The sequence below is a fragment of the Vibrio xiamenensis genome (assembly GCF_900100015.1).
Taxonomy (GTDB): domain Bacteria; phylum Pseudomonadota; class Gammaproteobacteria; order Enterobacterales; family Vibrionaceae; genus Vibrio; species Vibrio xiamenensis.
This window is the reverse complement of the sequence record NZ_FNDD01000009.1, coordinates 16,392-34,597: the sequence shown is the minus strand read 5'-3', so window position 1 is coordinate 34,597 and position 18,206 is coordinate 16,392. Positions and strand designations below refer to the sequence as shown.

General features: G+C 48.8%; 19 protein-coding genes. 18 read left to right on the top strand and 1 reads right to left on the bottom strand.

Annotation, left to right across the window (positions count from 1 at the left end; translation table 11 throughout):
* From flgH to flgA, 13 genes are all read left to right on the top strand, one after another.
* Nucleotides 1-645 carry a flagellar basal body L-ring protein FlgH gene (gene flgH / locus BLS03_RS09140; protein ID WP_245696644.1) on the top strand — a complete coding sequence of 215 codons (645 nt, stop codon included), beginning with the start codon at nt 1-3 and terminating at the stop codon, nt 643-645.
* Nucleotides 645-1,766: a flagellar basal body P-ring protein FlgI gene (locus BLS03_RS09135; protein ID WP_093272618.1), complete on the top strand. Its 1,122-nt coding sequence runs from the start codon at nt 645-647 to the stop codon at nt 1,764-1,766. The genes flgH and BLS03_RS09135 overlap by 1 nt, the downstream gene beginning before the upstream one ends.
* A complete protein-coding gene (locus BLS03_RS09130; RefSeq protein ID WP_245696637.1) occupies nt 1,766-2,257 on the top strand; it encodes a rod-binding protein in 492 nt (163 codons plus the stop codon). Before BLS03_RS09135 ends, BLS03_RS09130 begins: the two co-directional genes overlap by 1 nt.
* Nucleotides 2,254-3,612, top strand: a complete 1,359-nt coding sequence (flgK, locus tag BLS03_RS09125; protein ID WP_093272615.1) for a flagellar hook-associated protein FlgK — start codon at nt 2,254-2,256, stop codon at nt 3,610-3,612. Before BLS03_RS09130 ends, flgK begins: the two co-directional genes overlap by 4 nt.
* Nucleotides 3,613-3,626: 14 nt before the next feature.
* Nucleotides 3,627-4,517 (top strand): flagellin N-terminal helical domain-containing protein, encoded by an 891-nt coding sequence (locus tag BLS03_RS09120; RefSeq protein WP_093272612.1) that lies wholly within the window; start codon nt 3,627-3,629, stop codon nt 4,515-4,517.
* Between the two features lie 14 nt (nt 4,518-4,531).
* Nucleotides 4,532-5,365, top strand: coding sequence for an OmpA family protein (locus BLS03_RS09115; protein ID WP_245696636.1), 834 nt, complete (start codon nt 4,532-4,534; stop codon nt 5,363-5,365).
* A 58-nt stretch (nt 5,366-5,423) separates the two neighbouring features.
* A complete protein-coding gene (gene fliE / locus BLS03_RS09110) occupies nt 5,424-5,768 on the top strand; it encodes a flagellar hook-basal body complex protein FliE (protein ID WP_425445106.1) in 345 nt (114 codons plus the stop codon).
* A 21-nt stretch (nt 5,769-5,789) separates the two neighbouring features.
* Nucleotides 5,790-7,466 (top strand): flagellar basal-body MS-ring/collar protein FliF, encoded by a 1,677-nt coding sequence (gene fliF / locus BLS03_RS09105; RefSeq protein ID WP_093272605.1) that lies wholly within the window; start codon nt 5,790-5,792, stop codon nt 7,464-7,466.
* Nucleotides 7,463-8,485 (top strand): FliG C-terminal domain-containing protein, encoded by a 1,023-nt coding sequence (locus BLS03_RS09100; RefSeq protein WP_093272602.1) that lies wholly within the window; start codon nt 7,463-7,465, stop codon nt 8,483-8,485. Before fliF ends, BLS03_RS09100 begins: the two co-directional genes overlap by 4 nt.
* Nucleotides 8,486-8,509: 24 nt before the next feature.
* Nucleotides 8,510-9,532, top strand: coding sequence for a hypothetical protein (locus BLS03_RS09095; protein ID WP_093272600.1), 1,023 nt, complete (start codon nt 8,510-8,512; stop codon nt 9,530-9,532).
* A gap of 65 nt (nt 9,533-9,597) precedes the next feature.
* Nucleotides 9,598-9,879, top strand: coding sequence for a flagellar biosynthesis anti-sigma factor FlgM (gene flgM, locus BLS03_RS09090; protein ID WP_093272597.1), 282 nt, complete (start codon nt 9,598-9,600; stop codon nt 9,877-9,879).
* The gene (locus BLS03_RS09085; protein ID WP_093272594.1) at nt 9,879-10,298 is read left to right on the top strand and encodes an ATPase; all 420 of its coding nucleotides are present in this window, start codon (nt 9,879-9,881) and stop codon (nt 10,296-10,298) included. The genes flgM and BLS03_RS09085 overlap by 1 nt, the downstream gene beginning before the upstream one ends.
* A complete protein-coding gene (gene flgA, locus BLS03_RS09080; RefSeq protein ID WP_093272592.1) occupies nt 10,291-10,977 on the top strand; it encodes a flagellar basal body P-ring formation chaperone FlgA in 687 nt (228 codons plus the stop codon). The genes BLS03_RS09085 and flgA overlap by 8 nt, the downstream gene beginning before the upstream one ends.
* A 115-nt stretch (nt 10,978-11,092) precedes the next feature.
* Here the strand turns inward: flgA and BLS03_RS09075 are convergent, their stop codons facing one another.
* Entirely contained in the window at nt 11,093-13,177 is a 2,085-nt protein-coding gene (locus BLS03_RS09075; RefSeq protein WP_093272589.1) for a flagellar biosynthesis protein FlhA, read from the bottom strand.
* A 363-nt stretch (nt 13,178-13,540) separates the two neighbouring features.
* Between BLS03_RS09075 and lafA (BLS03_RS09070) the strand changes: the two genes are divergently transcribed.
* From lafA (BLS03_RS09070) to fliS, 5 genes are all read left to right on the top strand, one after another.
* Nucleotides 13,541-14,377 (top strand): lateral flagellin LafA, encoded by an 837-nt coding sequence (gene lafA, locus BLS03_RS09070; RefSeq protein ID WP_093272587.1) that lies wholly within the window; start codon nt 13,541-13,543, stop codon nt 14,375-14,377.
* A 267-nt stretch (nt 14,378-14,644) separates the two neighbouring features.
* Entirely contained in the window at nt 14,645-15,481 is an 837-nt protein-coding gene (gene lafA / locus BLS03_RS09065; protein ID WP_093272584.1) for a lateral flagellin LafA, read from the top strand.
* A gap of 131 nt (nt 15,482-15,612) precedes the next feature.
* Nucleotides 15,613-16,371, top strand: coding sequence for a hypothetical protein (locus BLS03_RS09060; protein WP_093272582.1), 759 nt, complete (start codon nt 15,613-15,615; stop codon nt 16,369-16,371).
* A 110-nt stretch (nt 16,372-16,481) separates the two neighbouring features.
* Entirely contained in the window at nt 16,482-17,804 is a 1,323-nt protein-coding gene (gene fliD / locus BLS03_RS09055) for a flagellar filament capping protein FliD (protein ID WP_093272578.1), read from the top strand.
* Nucleotides 17,805-17,814: 10 nt separating this feature from the next.
* Entirely contained in the window at nt 17,815-18,204 is a 390-nt protein-coding gene (gene fliS, locus BLS03_RS09050; protein ID WP_093272575.1) for a flagellar export chaperone FliS, read from the top strand.
* Nucleotides 18,205-18,206 lie beyond the last annotated feature (2 nt).

Genomic DNA, 18,206 nt, shown 5'->3' with positions numbered 1-18,206 from the left:
ATGGCCGGGCTACTCAGTGGCTGCGCCGGACGCAGCGAAGAATTTATTCCACCATCGCCAGATGATGAAGACTACGCGCCGCCAGAGCTGAACTATGAAGTTGAAAAAGTCAGCAAAGGCAGCTTGTACACCGGTAACTCGTCAATGACGCTGTTCCAAGACCGCCGCGCGTATCGTGTTGGCGATATTTTGACTGTGGTACTGGATGAGAAAACCGAGTCCGATAAAAGCGCCACCACCAAATACGGTAAGAATTCTAGCGTGAATATCGGTGCGCCGACCGTCGGTGGCAGTGTGTTTGACAAGATTTCTGCCAGCGGCAGTGGTTCACGGGATTTTGATGGTAGCGCCGCGTCAAAGCAAGGTAATAGCCTAAGCGGCTCGATTACCGTAACCGTATATCAAGTGATGCCCAATGGCGTACTACGAGTGCGCGGTGAAAAGTGGCTCAAGCTTAACCAAGGTGATGAATTTATTCGCTTAACTGGCAATGTGCGCGTCAATGATATCGAAGCAGACAACACCTTATCGTCACAACGCATTGCCGATGCGCGCATTACTTATTCTGGGCGCGGCACCTTTGCAGATACTAATACCGCAGGCTGGTTAACCCAGTTCTTTAATTCACCATGGGTACCGTTCTAATGAGTAAATTTTCAATCGCTAAAGCACTCGGCGCGCTCGTTAGTGTGGTGTTAAGTTGCGCGGTAAACGCGGTGCCGATTCACCATATCACCGATGTTTACGGCGATCGCACCAACCAACTGATCGGTTACGGTGTCGTGGTAGGGCTTGATGGCACAGGTGACAAATCGCAGGTGAAATTCACCCAACAATCGATCGTCAATATGGTGCAGCAATTTGGTGTTCAGCTTGATAGCGGCAGCAAGCCCAAACTTAAGAACGTTGCTGCGGTAAGTGTGACGGCTGTGGTCGACTCGCACAAAGGCCCGGGGCAGAAATTACACGTTACTGTGGCCTCGATTGGCGATGCTAAAAGCTTGAAAGGTGGCACTTTGCTGATGACCGAACTGAAAGGCCTAGATGGCAACGTGTATGCCATTGCCCAAGGTCATTTGGTTGTGGGCGGCTATAACGTCACCGGCAACGATGGTTCGAGTGTGACGCAAAACACGCCAACCGCCGCGCGCATTCCTAATGGCGCGACGTTAGAGCGGCCAATGGTGATTGGCGCAGATGAAGATCCAACGGTACTACTGCAACTGAAAAAGCCGAATTATCAAACCGCGCTGAATATTTCTAAAGCGGTCAATCGCACCTTTGGCGCAGGCGTTGCCAAAGCCGTCAATAAAGGTGTGGTGGAAATTCAAGCGCCGCTTGATAGCGAAGATCGCATCATGTTTTTGTCGATGGTGGAAAAGCTTGATGTCGATGCTGGCGCCGATGTGCCAAAAATCGTGTTCAATTCACGTACCGGCACTGTGGTGATGAGCCAAGGTGTGACCGTTGGTCAGGCAGTGGTTTCGCAAGGTGGACTGACAGTATCGATCGAAGAAGACCAATTTGTGTCGCAGCCAAACTCGATTGGCGGTGTGAATGCTCCGGGTGAGACGCGGGTAATTAACAACTCCAACATTCGTATCGATGAGCAGCAAAGCGGCGCCATGGTGTGGCCGCAAGGCACGAACTTACAAGAAATCGTTGATGCAATTAATAAAGTGGGCGCATCACCGAGTGTGTTGATGCAAATTCTGCAAGCGCTGGATGAAGTCGGCGCCATCAACGGCGAGTTAATGGTGATCTAATGACGCAAGCAATCGAAGCGATTCAAACCAACAAGGTGCTAAGTGTCGGTGCTGACGAGGTGATTAAGCCTGCCAATACGAGTGCCAATCTGGTTCGTGATATGGATTACGCCAGCGCACTTAAGCAGGTCGATAAATTGGATCTGGCTGGGCTTGATGTGGCAACGCCAGCGGGTAGCTCGCAAGCGTTTTACCTCGATACTCAGTCAATCAATGCCATTAAATATCAAAGCGATAGTGACGCTGCACTGCGCCAAGTAGCCGAGCAATTTGAAGCCTTGTTTGTCCAGCAGATGCTCAAGCAGATGCGCACTGCCACCGAGCAGCTTGGCAGCGACGACAACCCACTTTCCAATAATTCCAACAGCATGTTTCAAAGCATGCTTGATAACCAGTTAGCGAGTTCGGTGAGCCAGCAAAGTTCGTTTGGTCTTGCCGACATGCTGTACCAGCAATTGTCTGGTCATAGTGCGAGGAGCATTTCGTCATGAGTATGTACAACATCGCCTTATCCGGCGCCATGGCTAACCAAGCCGCGATGAACATCACCGCGCAAAACACTGCCAATATGAACACCGACGGCTATACCCGCAAAGTGGTCAATCAAGCGACCGTAGTATACGGCAGCCAAGCTGGCGGGGTGACGGTAGAGAGTATTCGCCGCGTGTCTGACCAAGCGGCAGTGGAGCGCCTTCGCACCGCAAGCCAAGAGATGCAATACGCACAGGCGTATATGTCAGGCATGCAAAATATTGAAAACTTGCTGGGCATGGAAGGGCTGAATCTTAATAGCGGCTTTAGTGAGCTGTTTGCTGCGATCGACGAAGCCACCATCAGCCCTGAGTCTTTAGTCTATCGCACTCAGATTATTGCCAGCGCCGATAACTTGGCATCGCGCTTTAACGGCATCATGTCACAGCTTGAAACGCAGCTTAACTCTTTGGTTCAGCAGCAAGAAACCACAGTGTCGACCATCAATAGCCAACTCGAAAATATCGCCGATTTGAACGCGCAAATTCGCGATGCCAGCGGTCAAGGTAAAGACATCTCTGGCTATCAGGACGCGCTCGATCTGCAATTGGCCGAGCTGTCTAAATCGATAGGCGTCAATGTATTGCAAAACCAAGATGGCACGGTTGAACTGTCGACCAAATCAGGGCAGCCACTGGTGGTCGGTAATAACGTTGCGACGATTGAAAAGAACCTATCCGCTGGCGGTCAATTTAATACCGATCTACAGCTGACTTTTAACGGTCAAACCTCAACGCTGCAAAGCCCGAAAGGCGGTGAACTTGGCGCGTTCGATAAGCTAAAAGATGAGCAGTATTTGCCGCTGATGGATGACATCAACGCCATTGCAGTGGGCTTTGCGGACGCGATGAATGAAATTCTCGCCACCGGCACTGACTTAAACGGCGACTCACCGGGCAAGGCGCTATTTAGTTACGACCCAAGTAACCCAGCCGGTTCACTTTCAGTCACGGGCATCAGTGCTGAAGAGCTGGCCCTGTCTATCGACGGCAATGCCGGTGACGGCAGTATTGCGACGGCGATGTCTGAACTGGCGAGTCAGCCAATTCGCATCGATGGCCGGGATATCAATGTGTTTGATGCCTATTCGGAAATTCTCGGCACCATTGGCATCGCGACATCGCAAGCCCAAGCCAACTATGAAACCGCCACTATCAGCATTAACGAAGCGCAAACTGCGCGCGATAGCGTTAGCGCGGTCAGTTCTAACGAAGAGGCGGCCAATTTGATGATGTACATGAATGCCTATGAAGCGAACATGAAGGTCATCGCGACCGCCAATCAGATGTTCGACACTGTGCTCAACTCATTTTAATTAAGGAAACCACCATGCGAGTATCCGATTCCCAATTTAGCGCCATGATGAGTTTAGCCATGATGGGCACTAACGCTGAAATCAACAAAGTGACTCAGAAAATTGCAACTGGTAACAAGATCAACAATTTATCTGACGATCCCGCGGCGACAGTTAAGCTGCAAGGCCTCGACCGCACCATCTCCAGTGCCGAGCAGTACCAAGACAACATCACCAATGTACAGGCCAAATACAGCCAGTACGAAACCTATATGATGACCTTAAACGACATCACTTTAGAAATGAATGATTTGCTGCTGCAAGCCAAAAACTCCACCGTCGATTCGGAATCGGCAACCGGTATCGTCAATGAATTGCAGTCGCTTAAGCAAGAAGCGTTGGATATTTTAAATAAGCAGAGTGATGGCGTATATCTGTTCTCAGGCACCGACGTGTACTCGCCAGCGATCAGTGAAAGTCCGCCTTATGAACTGCTAGCGAATGACAATCATCGCGAAACCAAAGTCAGCGATGACAAGAGCGTGGTGAATAACTTTACGGCATCGCAAGTGCTTGGAGGCACCAGCGAGTTCTTCCTTGCAATCGATGCAGCAATCGAGGAAATCCAAAACCCAAGCGATGACTTTCAGACCACGCTTGGCAATGCCTTGGATGTCACCAGCGATACCCGAACCAGTGTGATGAACTCAGTATCTGTGCTTGGCGCGAACTACAGCACGTTAGATCGCATGATGCAAAACAGCATCGATACCGCGCTGTATGCCAGTACCGTGCAATCGGATATTAACGCGCTCGATTACGCGGAAGCGTCAGTGCGTTTAACCCAAAGTTTGACGTCACTGGAAGCAACGCAAAAGACGTTTGTCAGTGTGATGAGCAGCGCAACGCTGTTTGATTTGATGTGAGTTGTGGCCGCGTGATGAGAAGAAACCGATTACTCAGCGTGGCGCTCATGTGCGCGGCGTGTTCCAGTTTGGCGGCTGATTACGTGGTGCCGTTTGATGAAGTCAAATGGCACGCTGAGAAGGCCGATGGCGGCTGCCGTCTGTACAGCAGTGATGATCATTCTGGCATCAAAGTGACGTTTAGTACCGCCAGTGCGAAGCCCGTAGCGCTGACCATCACAGGCCGCAGCATTCATTCGTTTGGCGAGGACTTACTGGTTGAAACTGAGCCACCAATCTGGGGAGCCAATCATTACGAAACCACCACGGTAAGCCAGGTTACGCGCAATAAAAAATCGCTGACCCTTGATCAAGGCGATGACCTTATTTACCGCGATATTAAGTCTGGTGCTTGGCTAACAGTGCGCGATTTGTTCCACAGCGTCACTTTCCCAACCGCCAATATTCGCGAGGCGCTGAATGTGTTTCAAAGTTGCACCACCCATTTGCCGCCGGTGAGCTTTAACCAAGCGCAAAAAACCGTATTTAACTTCAAGTCTGGTGCATTGGCACTGACGCCTGCACAGCGCGAAGAAATCGAAGCGATCGCGCAACTGATTCACTTTGATAAGCGGATTGTCAAAGTGCTGCTCACGGGCCACTCCGATAACCAAGGCGATACCGTGGTTAACCTTAGCGTGTCTAAACGCCGCGCCCAAGATGTGGCGTATTGGTTGATGTTGGCCGGTATTCCAGAAGAGATGATGGAAACCCGCGGCCAAGGCGATCGCTATCCAGTGGCGAGCAATATGGATGAAAAAGGACGCTATCAAAATCGCCGCGTCGAAGTGGAATTAGTTAGGCAGTAATAATTCAGCATTTAACAACAATAACAAGCAATGATCACCCGAGGAAACGTGAGTGGATATTCAAGCAATTAGCGCGGTTGAGCAATCTATGCTCGATCGCTTAAACCAAAACCAAGCCATCACCAGTAATCCTGTCAGTCAGTTCAGTGGGATTTCTGAAACCCCTGTAGGAAACTCCGTAAGACTGGACTTTGGCAGCACATTGAAAGGAATTTTTGATACTGTTGACGCCCACCAAAAGACCGCGGAAGCAAAAATTACCGCCGTTGAGTTAGGTCAGAGTGATGACCTGATTGGTGCGACAGTGGCGGCGCAAAAAGCGCAGCTTTCGTTTTCTGCACTGATGCAAGTTCGCAACAAGATGGTCACGAACTTTAACGACATTATAAAAATGCCAGTGTAGTAGTGATATAGGCGTTCGTTTATGGCTAATGACAAAGGAGTCGCAGTGGCGACTTCTCCGGCTTCTGAAAAATTACAATCTGTGCTGCAGAACGTGAAATCGTTCTGGAGCAGCTCACAGCGTAATGTGGTGATCATCACCATTTTCTCTATGATCTCTGCAGCGATCATCGTCATCATGCTGTGGGCCTCTTCAGAAGGTTTCCGTCCTCTCTACAGTACTTCTTCCAATTATGACTCCAGCCAAGTGCTGCAACTGTTGGACCAATCTGGGCTTAAGTACGAATTGAATAAAGACAATGGTCAGATCATGGTGCCGGAAAACGAAGTGGCACGTACGCGAATGATTCTGGCCGCCAAGGGTTTAAAGCAGCAACTGCCAAGTGGTTTTGATGCGCTAGACAGCAAAGACACACTCGGTGAAAGCCAATTTATGGAAACCGCGCGTTACCGTCACGCTCTGGAAGGAGAGCTGGCACGCAGTATCGTAACCATGGAAGCGGTCAGCGTTGCGCGCGTGCATCTGGCGGTGCCAAAGGCGTCACTGTTTAAACGCAAAGACCAAGAACAAGCCCGCGCATCTGTCATGGTGCAGTTAATTGAAGGCATGGACATGAAATCGGCACAGGTCGATTCGGTGGTGAATTTGGTGTCTGGTGCGGTGATTGGCTTGAAAGCGGAAAACGTGCGCGTGGTTGATCAATATGGCCGTTTGTTGTCGAAAAACTCCGCCGAAGATGACCTGACGGCGTCGAGCAATCGTCAAAGTGACTTTCGCCGTAATATGGAGCGCCATTTGGTGAGCCAGGCATCGGATATGCTTACACCAATTTTGGGTGCGTCGAATTTTCGCGTTCAGGTTTCGGCCAAGGTCGATTTCTCAAAACGCCAAGAGACGGAAGAGAGCTACAGTCAACCTGTGGTGCGCTCAGAAACTCTTGTGAACGATGAAAGTAACAACAATCTGGCACTTGGCATTCCGGGTGCGTTGAGCAATACCCCGCCAGTGACTGATAAACAAGAGCCAGAAACCAAACACAACAAGAACTCGCGCAGCGAAGCCAAACGCGATTACGCCGTAGGCGGTAAAGTGCTGCACGTCCAGCATCAGCAGGGCATTGTCGAAAAGCTCACCGTATCTGTCATCGTCAATGAAAGCTTGGCGGGCGAGGGCGGCTGGCCGCAGCAAAAACTGGATCAAATGGAAAATGTGGTGCGCAATGCCATTGGCTATGAGCCACAGCGCGGCGACATGATTTATATCACCAGTTTCCCGTTTGTGACTTCTGCGCTGCCTGAAGCAGCGGCGGTTGAGTGGTATAAAGATCCATTGGTTCTACGCTCCATTAAATATGGCTTTGGCGTATTGGTGTCGATTTTGCTGATTGTGTTGGTGCTGCGTCCATTGGCTCAGTACCTGACTAAGAGCGATGACGAAGATGCTGAATTGGCCGATGTCGCGCTGGAAAGTTTGCCAAATGCGCCAACCGATACGGCGGCATTAACCGCGCAAAATGGCGAGGCGAGCAGTGATAATATGGACAGCTTAGCGCTTGACGCGGCAGGCATCAAAGCACTGGATAACAACTTGCCAGAAGCCGATAGTCCGCTGGAAATTCAGATTCAGCATCTGAAGATGATCGCCAGCCAAGACCCACAACGCGTGACTGAAATTCTAAGAACTTGGATGCATGTATGAGTGACAACACCTCCCTCACTACGGTGAATTCGTATCAAAACGTCGAAGGGGTGGCGCTTATCGTGCTCACTCTTGGCGAAGACATCAGCGCCGAAGTGCTAAAAGGCTTCTCGCACGATGAAATTAAGCGTTTGGCGCACTCGATGAGCAAGATGAAAGACATCAAAGCCAAAGACGCGTTGACGTCGATCATCGGCTTTTTTGACGACTTTCGTAAACACTCAGGCATCATGGGCGGTACACGCCAGTACTTAACCAATGTACTGGAAAAGACGCTCAATGGTCATTTGGCCAAAGATTTGGTTTCCGACATTTATGGCGACGAAATTCGTGCTCATGCCGAACAATTGGCGTGGATTCCCGTTGACATTTTGGTGGATGACCTGCGTAAAGAGCATGTCACGATTCAAGCGCTGTTGATTGCCCATCTGCCACTTGATTACACCGCGAAGCTGCTTGAGCAATACAGCATTGAAGAGTGTAACGAACTGATTTACCAAATATCCCAGACGCAAGTGCTGACATCCAGTATCACCGAAACGCTTAAAGATCTGGTCACGCGCTGCAAAGACAACTACGACAACGGTGCGCCGCAGTCGCTGAAAGGCACTAAGGTGGTGGCGGATATCATCAACCGCTTTAATGGCGACAAGTCGAGCATTTTTGAATATCTCAACGATCGCGATGAAAAAACCGCGCTGGAAGTGCAAGAAGCGATGTTCGACTTCTACTCTATTTTCTCGCAAAGCCAAGAGACCATTGATGTGATTAACAACGAAGTGTCGATTGAGCAGTGGGCGTTCGCCATGAAAGGCCTGCCGGATGAGAGCCGAGCGTTCATCTTTAACTCGATGCCAAACCGTTTGGCGACCCAACTTAAAGAGAACATTCAACGCATTGGCGCAGTGCCGATTAGCCAAGTGGAAAGCGCACGCAAAGAGATTCTCGACATTGTGCGCCGCCTACAAAGCCAAGGCGATATTCAGCTTAGCATTTCAAATGAAGCGCGCTTGAGCTAAGCGGTTGGGAAATAGGTAAGGTTTGTGAAATCCAATTCGATTCATAGCGCGGGAAGCCGCGTTGGCGGCGCTGCAACGCGCGGAGTTAACTCAGCGCGAGTTGCACGCAGCGAAGCATCAAAAGCTGTGCAAAAACTTGGCGATGTCAGTCATCTATCGCGTCACGCTCTGAGCCAGCTCAAAGAGCGGCCGAAACTGATTGCAGAACTGTCAGACTCGCATCGCACCGTGAACTCACTGATGCTGGCGATCGAACAGCTAAAATTGGTGGCGCGCGCGGCGGTGGAGATCAAACATATTGTTGCCAGTGCACGCTTTAACCCCAGCGATCTCAATCAAATTGATGTGCATAAGCGCACCATCATGAACGCGATTAACGTGACCTTGTTTGGCTATTCAGTGCTGGATTCGTCATTTTGTCCGCTAGGCAATAGCGCCGCGGAAATCGAATTTCAGGTTCCTGGGCTGGATTTACAACGCGAGCGGTTAACCAATGAACTGGTGACGCTGTATGTCAATAACCGCATGATTCCTTTGGCATTTGACCGTGTTGAATCCAATCAAGGATTGTTTGAACAGTTTGCGGTGACCTTCTCTTACGCACAAATGCGTTTGCGCATTGATGACAAACAAGTGCTGGTGATTGCGATGCGTGATGATGCATGGCGTAAATGGGACCTTAAGGTGCATATTTCCGGCCAAGGCGGGCGTTATCCGCAAGGTGCGCCAATGACAGTTAACGCCCAGAGTCTGCATCCAACGGTTGAGATGATCACCATGCTTGATGTGCGCGCTGCCGATGCCATCGCGGCGATTGATCGAGTGATCGCACGCGTCAATGATATGCACCATGCCGCGGTCGCAGCGCTTGAAACCCAAGGCCGCCGATCTCAACAATTGATCGATTTTTGTCACCGCGCACCAAGTGAAATCGGCGATACGATTAAGTCGCTGTTTGCTCGCGATGGACGAGTGGCGCTCGGCGCGATTCAACGTCACTACGTGGGGCCAAACCGCGACAATGTGATTTCTTTAATAAAAAAGTGAAATAAATTTTTGGCGTCTGTCGTTATGTATGATTGAACAGCGTTACTCAAGAGTAGGTAAACCAGATGAAAATTGATGCCAATAACAGCGTATATTCTGTCCAAGAGTTGCAAAATTCGACTCCGGCTTTTGAGTCCAAACCCGCGACATCGAGTGCGGTTTCAGCCAAAAGGGAAGTGGAGGTCAATATGCATGACCAGAATGTTATCGCAGAAAACAGCGCCAAGCTTAACTCTATGCCTGAGGTGGATTTAGCACGCGTTGCCGAGCTTAAGCAACGTATCGCGTCAGGCGACATCCAATTCGATATGGGAGAATTAGCTAAGGTATTAGTTAATGTAAATTGATGGACAATAAACAACGATTAAAGCTTTACTACGCCAAGACCACACAAAGTGTTGAGGTCGCCAAACAGATATCCACTACGCTAGATGCGATTCGCCAACACAGCCTGAGTTTGGATTACGAGCAAGTCAATCAGCACAATGCCAAAGCGACGGAGCTTAGTGAAACGCTGCGTGAACTGCATAACCAGCGCCGCGTTTTGGCTGAGCAACTTGGTTGCAACCAACCCAGATTCGCCACCGAGATGATTGCGCGCGTTAGTGGCAATACTGCCAAGGCGCTTGAGCAAGTGACCGACGCGTTGCATCAAGTGGTACTGGATTGCCAAAATAAGTCCGAGCTGCACACCAACTTGGTGATTGCCCAGCAGCAAGTGATTCATCAAGCGGTGGATTCGCTGAGGGTGAAAGTCAGTGCCTAAAAGGGCTGCGTTGGCGCTACTGCTCGGTTTGGTTAGTGGTAGCAGTGTTGCAGGCGATAACGCCGAGCAGCAAGTACACGCTTTTCTCCATCACCATATTGAAACTGCTCTCAATGAGCAGTTTTCTGCGTTTGAAAACCTCAATATTCGCTATCGTATTTCCGCCGCAATCCAGTCGCTGCCAAGTTGTCAAAAGCCCCTCGTATCTGAAAAAGTGCGCCAAAGTGTGCTTGGCTCGCAATCTTGGTGGGTGGAATGTGGCGACAGGTGGCGAGTCAAAGCTTTAACCCAAACCAGCATCGATACCAAGCTGGTGGTTACCCGTCATGGTTTAAAAAAAGGTCAGCGTATTAGCAGTGATGATGTTGAACTGGCTCGTCAAACGCTCGCCTTAGATAGCCCGGTATACCAATCGCTAGAGCGCGTTGTGGGCGCAAAACTGCGCCGCTCAATGCGTGAAAAACAAGCGGTGACAGCGCGCCATATTGCTTTAGAACATATGGTTAATAAGGGGCATCAAGTCAGTATTGTTTACCAAGGCAGCAGTTTTAGCCTTGAAACCACCGGTATTGCCATGAGTGATGGTATGCAGGGGGATAGGATTATGGTGCGCAATTTGGAATCGGGTAAAGTGCTGAGCGTGGAAGTCATCGGTGACCACCGAGTGCGCCAACCATAATCAGATTCACCGTAAAACACCAAATCAGGTTCACCGTAAAACGCCAAGAAAAAAGCCTTATGATGTCATAAGGCTTTTTTGTCTTTGCTTGATGCAGCTTACACGGCATCGAAGGTTAATCGATTTGTCCAAGCGGGTTGATTTGATATTCGTTAGGGATCTCGTTAAACGACAACACGATAAGCCCTTTAGCAAACGCGCGTGCCAGCTTACTGATAATCGGTCTGCCAACTGGCGTGACTAACAGCACTGGGTTCATCCCCTGAGTCTGCATAGTTTGCAGAATTGACGGCATGCGGTTTTGGAATTTTTGCAAAATGCTTGGGTCGAGCGGAATACCGTCAAGCGGTGCATTTGGGTCGTTTTGCTGAGCCAGCGTGATCGCCGCTTTTAAATCTTGCTCGAGTTCGGCGCTTAGCGTAAACACATTCACCAGTTTGGAATTGGGTGAGACTAAATTGATGATGGTGCGTTTGAGCGCCACACGAATGTTGGCGGTCAGCAGCAGCGGGTCTTTGATTTTATCGCCGCTTTCAATCAAGGTATTCGCAATCGCGCGCACATTGATGATCGGCACTTGCTCTTGCAGCAGGTGGCGCATCACCATCATTTGTAAGTTAGGTGTGATGGTGGCGCTCAAACTTTCCGCCAGCTCTGGATGCTCGGTACTCAGACGTTGATTGAGCGCTTTGACATCATCATAGTTAAAGATGCCGTCGAGGTGCTCGGTGCACACTTTGCTGACGTGTGTCGCAATCACATCATGAATATCAATGACTTGGTAACCAAGGTTAATGGCTTTGGTTTTATCGTTTGGCGAGATCCAAAGCGCAGGCAGGCGATAAGCGGGATCGACGCCAAGTGTGCCATCAATATTGGTGGAAGTGACACCAGGCCCCACGGCCATCAGCATATCTGGGTAGACTTCTCCGCGTTCGATTTCGTCGCCATCAACCAAAATCATATATTCGGCCGGTTTGAGCGCGAGGTCATCGCGAATGACCACTTCGGGAATCACAAAGCCAATTTGTTCACTGAGAGTTTTACGACAGCCACGAATGCTTTTAAGCAGTGAATTTTGCTGCTGATTGGTCACCAAAGGTACCAGTTTAAACCCAAGTCTTAACGAGATCGCATCGACGGGCGGAATGATTGACCAGTCAAGCGGCTGCTCTTTGAGAATTTTATTGTCGAGCGGCGCTTCAATATCATCGACCAATTCGGCTTTCGGTTCTGGACGTTTGCTTTGACGCCACGCCACAAAACCTATGGTGCAGCTAAAGCTGTAAAACGCCAGATGTGGCATGTTCGGCACACTACCTATGATAAACATCACCCCAGCGGTCATAAATAGCACCGAAGGCGAGGCCAGGATCTGTTTATGCACGGTTTGAGCAATATCGTTGTCATTGTCGCTGATGCGGGTCACGATAATGGCTGCCGAGGTGGCGAGTAGCAGAGAAGGAATCTGTGCCACCAGACCATCACCAATGGTCAGTAGGGCGTATGTTTGAAAGGCTTCGGCGACGGTTAATTGGTGCTCAAACATGCCGATCAGCACACCACCAATCAAGTTGATAAACAGAATCATCAAACCCGCAACCGCATCGCCGCGAACAAATTTACTCGCACCGTCCATTGCGCCGTAAAACTCGGCTTCATCTCCAACTTCTTTGCGGCGCAAACGCGCTTGTTCTTGGTCGATATTGCCAGAGTTTAAGTCGGCATCGATCGCCATCTGCTTGCCGGGTAGGGCATCAAGGGTAAAACGTGCCGAGACTTCAGAGATACGTTCGCCACCTTTGGTGATAACCACGAAGTTGATGATCATCAGGATCACAAACACCACGATACCGACCACATAGCTGCCGCCGATCACGACTTCACCAAACGACTGAATCACTTTACCCGCCGCATCGCCACCATTGTGACCTTGCAGCAGCACGATTCGCGTCGAGGCAACGTTGAGCGTTAAACGCAGTAGCGTCGCGATAAGCAGCAACGAAGGGAATACGGAGAAATCGAGCACGCGTTTGACCGTACTACTGACCAGCAAAACCACAATCGCCAGCATGATGTTAAAGGTAAAGAAGCCATCAAGCAGAATCGCTGGCAGTGGCAGAATCACCATGGCCAGTATCATCAGCAATACGATAGGAATCGCGAGTTTGGAATTAAAAATCTGCAAGCCTTTTAACATGATTTATTTTTCATCGTTATTAATTGCCAACTGCCATTTTGATTTTTAATAAAAACGGCAAGTAATAAATAAGAGGCATATTTTATTTTTCTGAATAAATAAAACTATCGGAAAAAGATGATAACCCTAAGGTCGAATCCTACACCAAAAATTAAAGCTACTGGATTTGGTAATGGTTAAATAATTAAATAAATCCAATTAATTAAGTGACTTGCGATTTTTTTAATTTTTTTTGAAATAAACTTTTGGTCAGCGCCGTTTTAAATGGGTGAACGCGATAAGTTATCGAATCAACGCCTCGAATTTTGTTATCGCTCAACTGAATATAGGCTCACGGCGAGCCACTAAAAAAGGATATCAATTATGGCTATCTCCCTACACACTAACTACGCAAACCTAGTGACTCAAAATACGCTTAATAGCACCAACAATGCGCTGTCTACATCCATGGAGCGTCTATCAACCGGTTACCGTATTAACTCTGCATCGGACGACGCTGCTGGTCTGCAAATCGCCAACCGTCTAGAAGCGCAATCACGCGGTATGTCGGTTGCGATGCGTAACTCACAAGATGCGATTTCAATGATGCAAACCGCAGAAGCATCGATGGATGAAATGACCAACATCGCATACCGCATGAACGACTTAGCAACCCAAGCAGCTAACGGTACCAACAGTGCAGATGACCTAGCCGCGCTACAATCAGAATTCGGTGCATTGGCCACTCAATTAAATGATATGCAAACCAGCACTAATTTTGGTGGTCAAGAATTGATTGGTACAGGTGGCGCATTTGGCGCTGGATCGGTAACTTTCCAAATCGGCGCTTCTTCTTCCGATACTCTTGAAGTAGATGTTAGCGGGGAAGTTGCAGGGTTAGCGGGTACTGTTACGGCGTTAAGTTCAGAAGATTTAGAAACTGATGCTGCTTCAGCGATGGATTCTCTATCCGGTTTTATTGATGATTTAGGTGCAGCACGCTCAGCTTTCGGTGCGCAAATCAATAACCTAGAGCACAACATCAATAACCTAGCGAATATGTCTGAAAACGTTGATGCCTCTAAAGGCCGTATTATGGATACCGACTTTGCCAAAGAGTCCGGCGTGATGTCGAAAAACCAAATGTTGATGCAATCAGGCGCGCAAATGCTTAGCGCAACCAAAACCATCCCTCAACTAGCGATGTCGATGTTAGGCTAATCTAAGCTTAAAAATGATTAAATAACCGCGGTTATTTAGTCGAAAATATAAATGTAAAAGGCCGATATGAATATCGGCTTTTTTATTTTCTCTATTTAGATAATTTAAATTATTCAGCTTGTCAGTTATTTAATCATGCCTTGTCAGATTTTTCTGCAAAGCAAAATAATTGAAGTTTTCCAGAAATAAAAATTCTTATCTTGCCGTAATAAAAAAGTGAACCGGGTACACATCAGTATCCAACCAATGAATTAGAGGACACAGATTATGGCTATCTCCCTACACACTAACTACGCAAACCTAGTGACTCAAAATACGCTTAACAGCACTAACAATGCGCTGTCTACATCTATGGAGCGTCTATCAACCGGTTACCGTATTAATTCTGCATCGGATGATGCTGCTGGTCTGCAAATCGCCAACCGTCTAGAAGCGCAATCTCGCGGTATGTCGGTTGCGATGCGTAACTCACAAGATGCGATTTCAATGATGCAAACCGCAGAGGCATCGATGGACGAGATGACCAACATCGCATACCGCATGAACGACTTAGCAACACAAGCAGCCAACGGTACCAACAGTGCAGAAGACTTAACCGCGCTTCAATCTGAGTTTGATGCATTGGCAACTCAATTGGGTGATATGCAAACCAGCACTAATTTTGGTGGTCAGCAGTTAATCGGCTCTGCGGGTGCATTTGGATCAGGTTCAGTAACTTTCCAAATTGGTGCGTCTTCTAGTGATACGTTAGATGTTGATGTGAGCAGTGAAATTGGCGATTTGGAGACAGCTGTAAGTGGTTTAGCGAGCCAAAACTTGTCTACAGGTGCAGGTACTGCAATGGACAACTTGGAAAGCTTTATTTCAGACTTAGGCGCAGCACGTTCAGCTTTCGGTGCGCAAATCAATAACCTAGAGCACAACATCAATAACCTAGCGAATATGTCTGAAAACGTTGATGCCTCTAAAGGCCGCATTATGGATACCGACTTTGCCAAAGAGTCTGGTGTGATGTCGAAAAACCAAATGTTGATGCAATCGGGCGCGCAAATGCTTAGCGCAACCAAAACCATCCCTCAACTTGCGATGTCAATGTTGGGCTAATCACCAGCGGTTATTGAAAGCAGTCGGCGTTTTTACGCCGACTTTTTTATAGCCAACTTATCACTAGGATTTCTACTCATTTTTTTACCCCCCTTTTTTGATGATCCTCAACGGCTTATTAGGAGAGTGCTATGGCCATTTCATCCCATTTTCCACCTGTCACACCGCCAGTCAGCGAGCCAAGTTTAGCGCCAAACTCGCTGGCAACACCGATTGCGGTTTCTGAGGTGGCGTCCACGCCAGCCAGCAGCGCTACGCACAACCAACATCAGCTTGACCTCGCAGAGCGGTTTAATCAGCGCGAGCAGGCGAGTCATATTTTGCAAGTGGCGCTCAATTCGGCGCGCGAAAAACAGCAAGCCAGAGCCGAGCTTGATGAGCTGCTCGATCTGGTGCACGCCATGAACGGCCTTGCCAATACCGCCCAAAAGTCCACAAGTGGCGAGCAAGTCAGCAAACTCCAAGCGGCATTTTATGAACTCAGTCATCGTTTTGCTGAGCAGATGCTGGGCGTGAATGCCAGCGTCACAAAGCCAGCGGTTAAGACAGACACCGTGGAAGAGGGTCATGAAGAGCCAGTGACGGTGATGTACAACGCTGACTCGATAGCCTCGATTGCCAGCACGCTGGCTAAAGTGGAATTGACTGAGCTGAGTTCGGCCAATGAGGTCAATGTGTTGCTTGGCGGTGAAGGCGGTTTGATTACCCAGCTTAACCAAGCGCGTGCGGCGCTGAGTGATGAGTACGCAGCGATTGAACCGCGTCTTGATCCGCAAGTTGCGATTGAAGCTGGCGCTCAGTCGAAAGCTCAAATGCAACAGCCCGATGGGGTGAAAAATTTAAGTGGCTCAAAAGCCTTGGCGCCTTTGATTATCTCGGTTCTAAGGTAATTCTTACACCAATATCAGTAGCGGCAGGAATCCATTTTTGCTTCGTGCCGCCTATTATACGGTTTCACCGCGCGATGTTGATGTCGCGCCGTTTTTAGAGAAGGAAGAGTATGAATATCGACGCCGCATCCATGGCTGAGCAACTGGCTTATTACGAGGTGTATGCTGCTCAGACGCGTAATCAGGAGCGTCTGACTCTACTGCAAAGCCAAAGTAGCATGATTACTAAAATCGACAGCGCTTTGGACTCTCTCGATAACATTATTTACAAGTTCACCAAACCGAGTGGCTCTTTTGAGCAAAGTTCGGTGTCGCTCTCCTCGGAAGACTATTTCTCGGTTAATGCCGCAGGCTACGCGAAAAATATCAACATGGATATTTTTGTTGAGCAAAAGGCCACTTCCCACCAAGTTGCGGTGAATACTTCGGGCGCTGAACCGACCGATGCGTTTGTGTCTACCGGCACCATGGACATTGAATTTCAAGGTGAGACTTACACCATCAATGTTGCCGATGCAGACAGCAGCGGCGATGGAACGGTGACTTATCAAGAGTTCGTTAACTATTTCAACCAAGAAATGGATGGCATGGTGAACGCCACGTTAGTGCGTTCTGGCGGCGAAATGAAGCTGCTGTTTAGCTCAGAAGAAACTGGCGCAGAGAACCTGTTTTCCATTACTGCGAACACCGGCGATGCCGAGATTGATCAAAACATTAGTGATGGTAACTCGAGCCCAATTAAATCCGGTCAAGATGCGATCATCTGGCTTGGCGATCAAGGCAGCGGCGTGCAGTTAACCAACGCCAGCAATACCTTTGAAAACATCGTCCCTGGCGTTGATATCACGCTCACTCAGGCTAATGAAGTCGGCTCAGCATCGACTAACTTCACCATCGGCCCAGATTCTGATGAAACCATTAGTGTGCTTAACGAATTTATCACCGCTTACAACGAAGTGATTTCGGTGCTGGATACCGCAACGCGTTCGGGGAGCGATTCAGAAGAGCGCGGCGTTTTGGCCTCAGATGGTTCGATTCGCGGCATTGAGTCTAAGCTCAACGGTTTGATTCGCGGCTCTTATTATGGCGTCAGTATGTTTGAACTTGGCTTATCGCTGGATAAAGAAGGCAAGCTCGAACTCGACAGTGACAAGTTTAAAGAAGCCCAAGAACTTTACGATTTAGAAACTATTTTCTGTGGCGATGAGGGGTTATTTAAAACCATGGAAACCACCATCGAGCAATATGCCGATTACACCAGTGGTTCGCTCAATCGCCAGAAAGAGCGCATCAGTGCTCAGCAAGATCGCGTCAATGACAATCTTGACCGCCTCGATGCCAAATATGACATGTACTACAAACGCTATCTGGCGCAGTACACCCAATTAAACACCATCATGAATTCGATGGATTCAATCAGCAGCTTATTTTAGGAAGGTTCGAATGCTACTCGGTAATCAACAGCAATCGGCGTATGCCAACGTTCAGGTGCAGGCAAACGCCTCAGTTTCTAACAGTTTTGAACTTATCTGCATGCTTCATCAGCGCTTAGATCAAGAGCTTGATACGATGATTTTCGCCATTGAAGAAAAGCAATTTGAGAAAAAATCCAATGCGGCGCAGAAGATCATCGACATCTTGACCGCGCTGGATGCCTCACTGGATCTCGACAACAGCAATGAGCTTATCGATAACATTCATAACCTCTATGAGCACAGCATCGCGGTGGTGTTCCAAGCGTCAAAAGATTTGGATGCCAGCGTGCTGGTTGAACTGAAACAACCGCTTACCGACCTTCGCGAAGGTTGGGAAGGCGCGATGCAGCTGATATAGCC

Excerpts from the sequence above, each read along its gene's own strand:
- flgH (WP_245696644.1), top strand. The coding sequence starts at position 1 with ATGGCCGGGCTACTCAGTGGCTGCGCCGGACGCAGCGAAGAATTTATT.
- BLS03_RS09135 (WP_093272618.1), top strand. The coding sequence starts at position 645 with ATGAGTAAATTTTCAATCGCTAAAGCACTCGGCGCGCTCGTTAGTGTG.
- BLS03_RS09130 (WP_245696637.1), top strand. The coding sequence starts at position 1,766 with ATGACGCAAGCAATCGAAGCGATTCAAACCAACAAGGTGCTAAGTGTC.
- flgK (WP_093272615.1), top strand. The coding sequence starts at position 2,254 with ATGAGTATGTACAACATCGCCTTATCCGGCGCCATGGCTAACCAAGCC.
- BLS03_RS09120 (WP_093272612.1), top strand. The coding sequence starts at position 3,627 with ATGCGAGTATCCGATTCCCAATTTAGCGCCATGATGAGTTTAGCCATG.
- BLS03_RS09115 (WP_245696636.1), top strand. The coding sequence starts at position 4,532 with ATGAGAAGAAACCGATTACTCAGCGTGGCGCTCATGTGCGCGGCGTGT.
- fliF (WP_093272605.1), top strand. The coding sequence starts at position 5,790 with ATGGCTAATGACAAAGGAGTCGCAGTGGCGACTTCTCCGGCTTCTGAA.
- BLS03_RS09100 (WP_093272602.1), top strand. The coding sequence starts at position 7,463 with ATGAGTGACAACACCTCCCTCACTACGGTGAATTCGTATCAAAACGTC.
- flgM (WP_093272597.1), top strand. The coding sequence starts at position 9,598 with ATGAAAATTGATGCCAATAACAGCGTATATTCTGTCCAAGAGTTGCAA.
- BLS03_RS09085 (WP_093272594.1), top strand. The coding sequence starts at position 9,879 with ATGGACAATAAACAACGATTAAAGCTTTACTACGCCAAGACCACACAA.
- BLS03_RS09075 (WP_093272589.1), bottom strand. The coding sequence starts at position 13,177 with ATGTTAAAAGGCTTGCAGATTTTTAATTCCAAACTCGCGATTCCTATC.
- lafA (WP_093272587.1), top strand. The coding sequence starts at position 13,541 with ATGGCTATCTCCCTACACACTAACTACGCAAACCTAGTGACTCAAAAT.
- lafA (WP_093272584.1), top strand. The coding sequence starts at position 14,645 with ATGGCTATCTCCCTACACACTAACTACGCAAACCTAGTGACTCAAAAT.
- BLS03_RS09060 (WP_093272582.1), top strand. The coding sequence starts at position 15,613 with ATGGCCATTTCATCCCATTTTCCACCTGTCACACCGCCAGTCAGCGAG.
- fliD (WP_093272578.1), top strand. The coding sequence starts at position 16,482 with ATGAATATCGACGCCGCATCCATGGCTGAGCAACTGGCTTATTACGAG.
- fliS (WP_093272575.1), top strand. The coding sequence starts at position 17,815 with ATGCTACTCGGTAATCAACAGCAATCGGCGTATGCCAACGTTCAGGTG.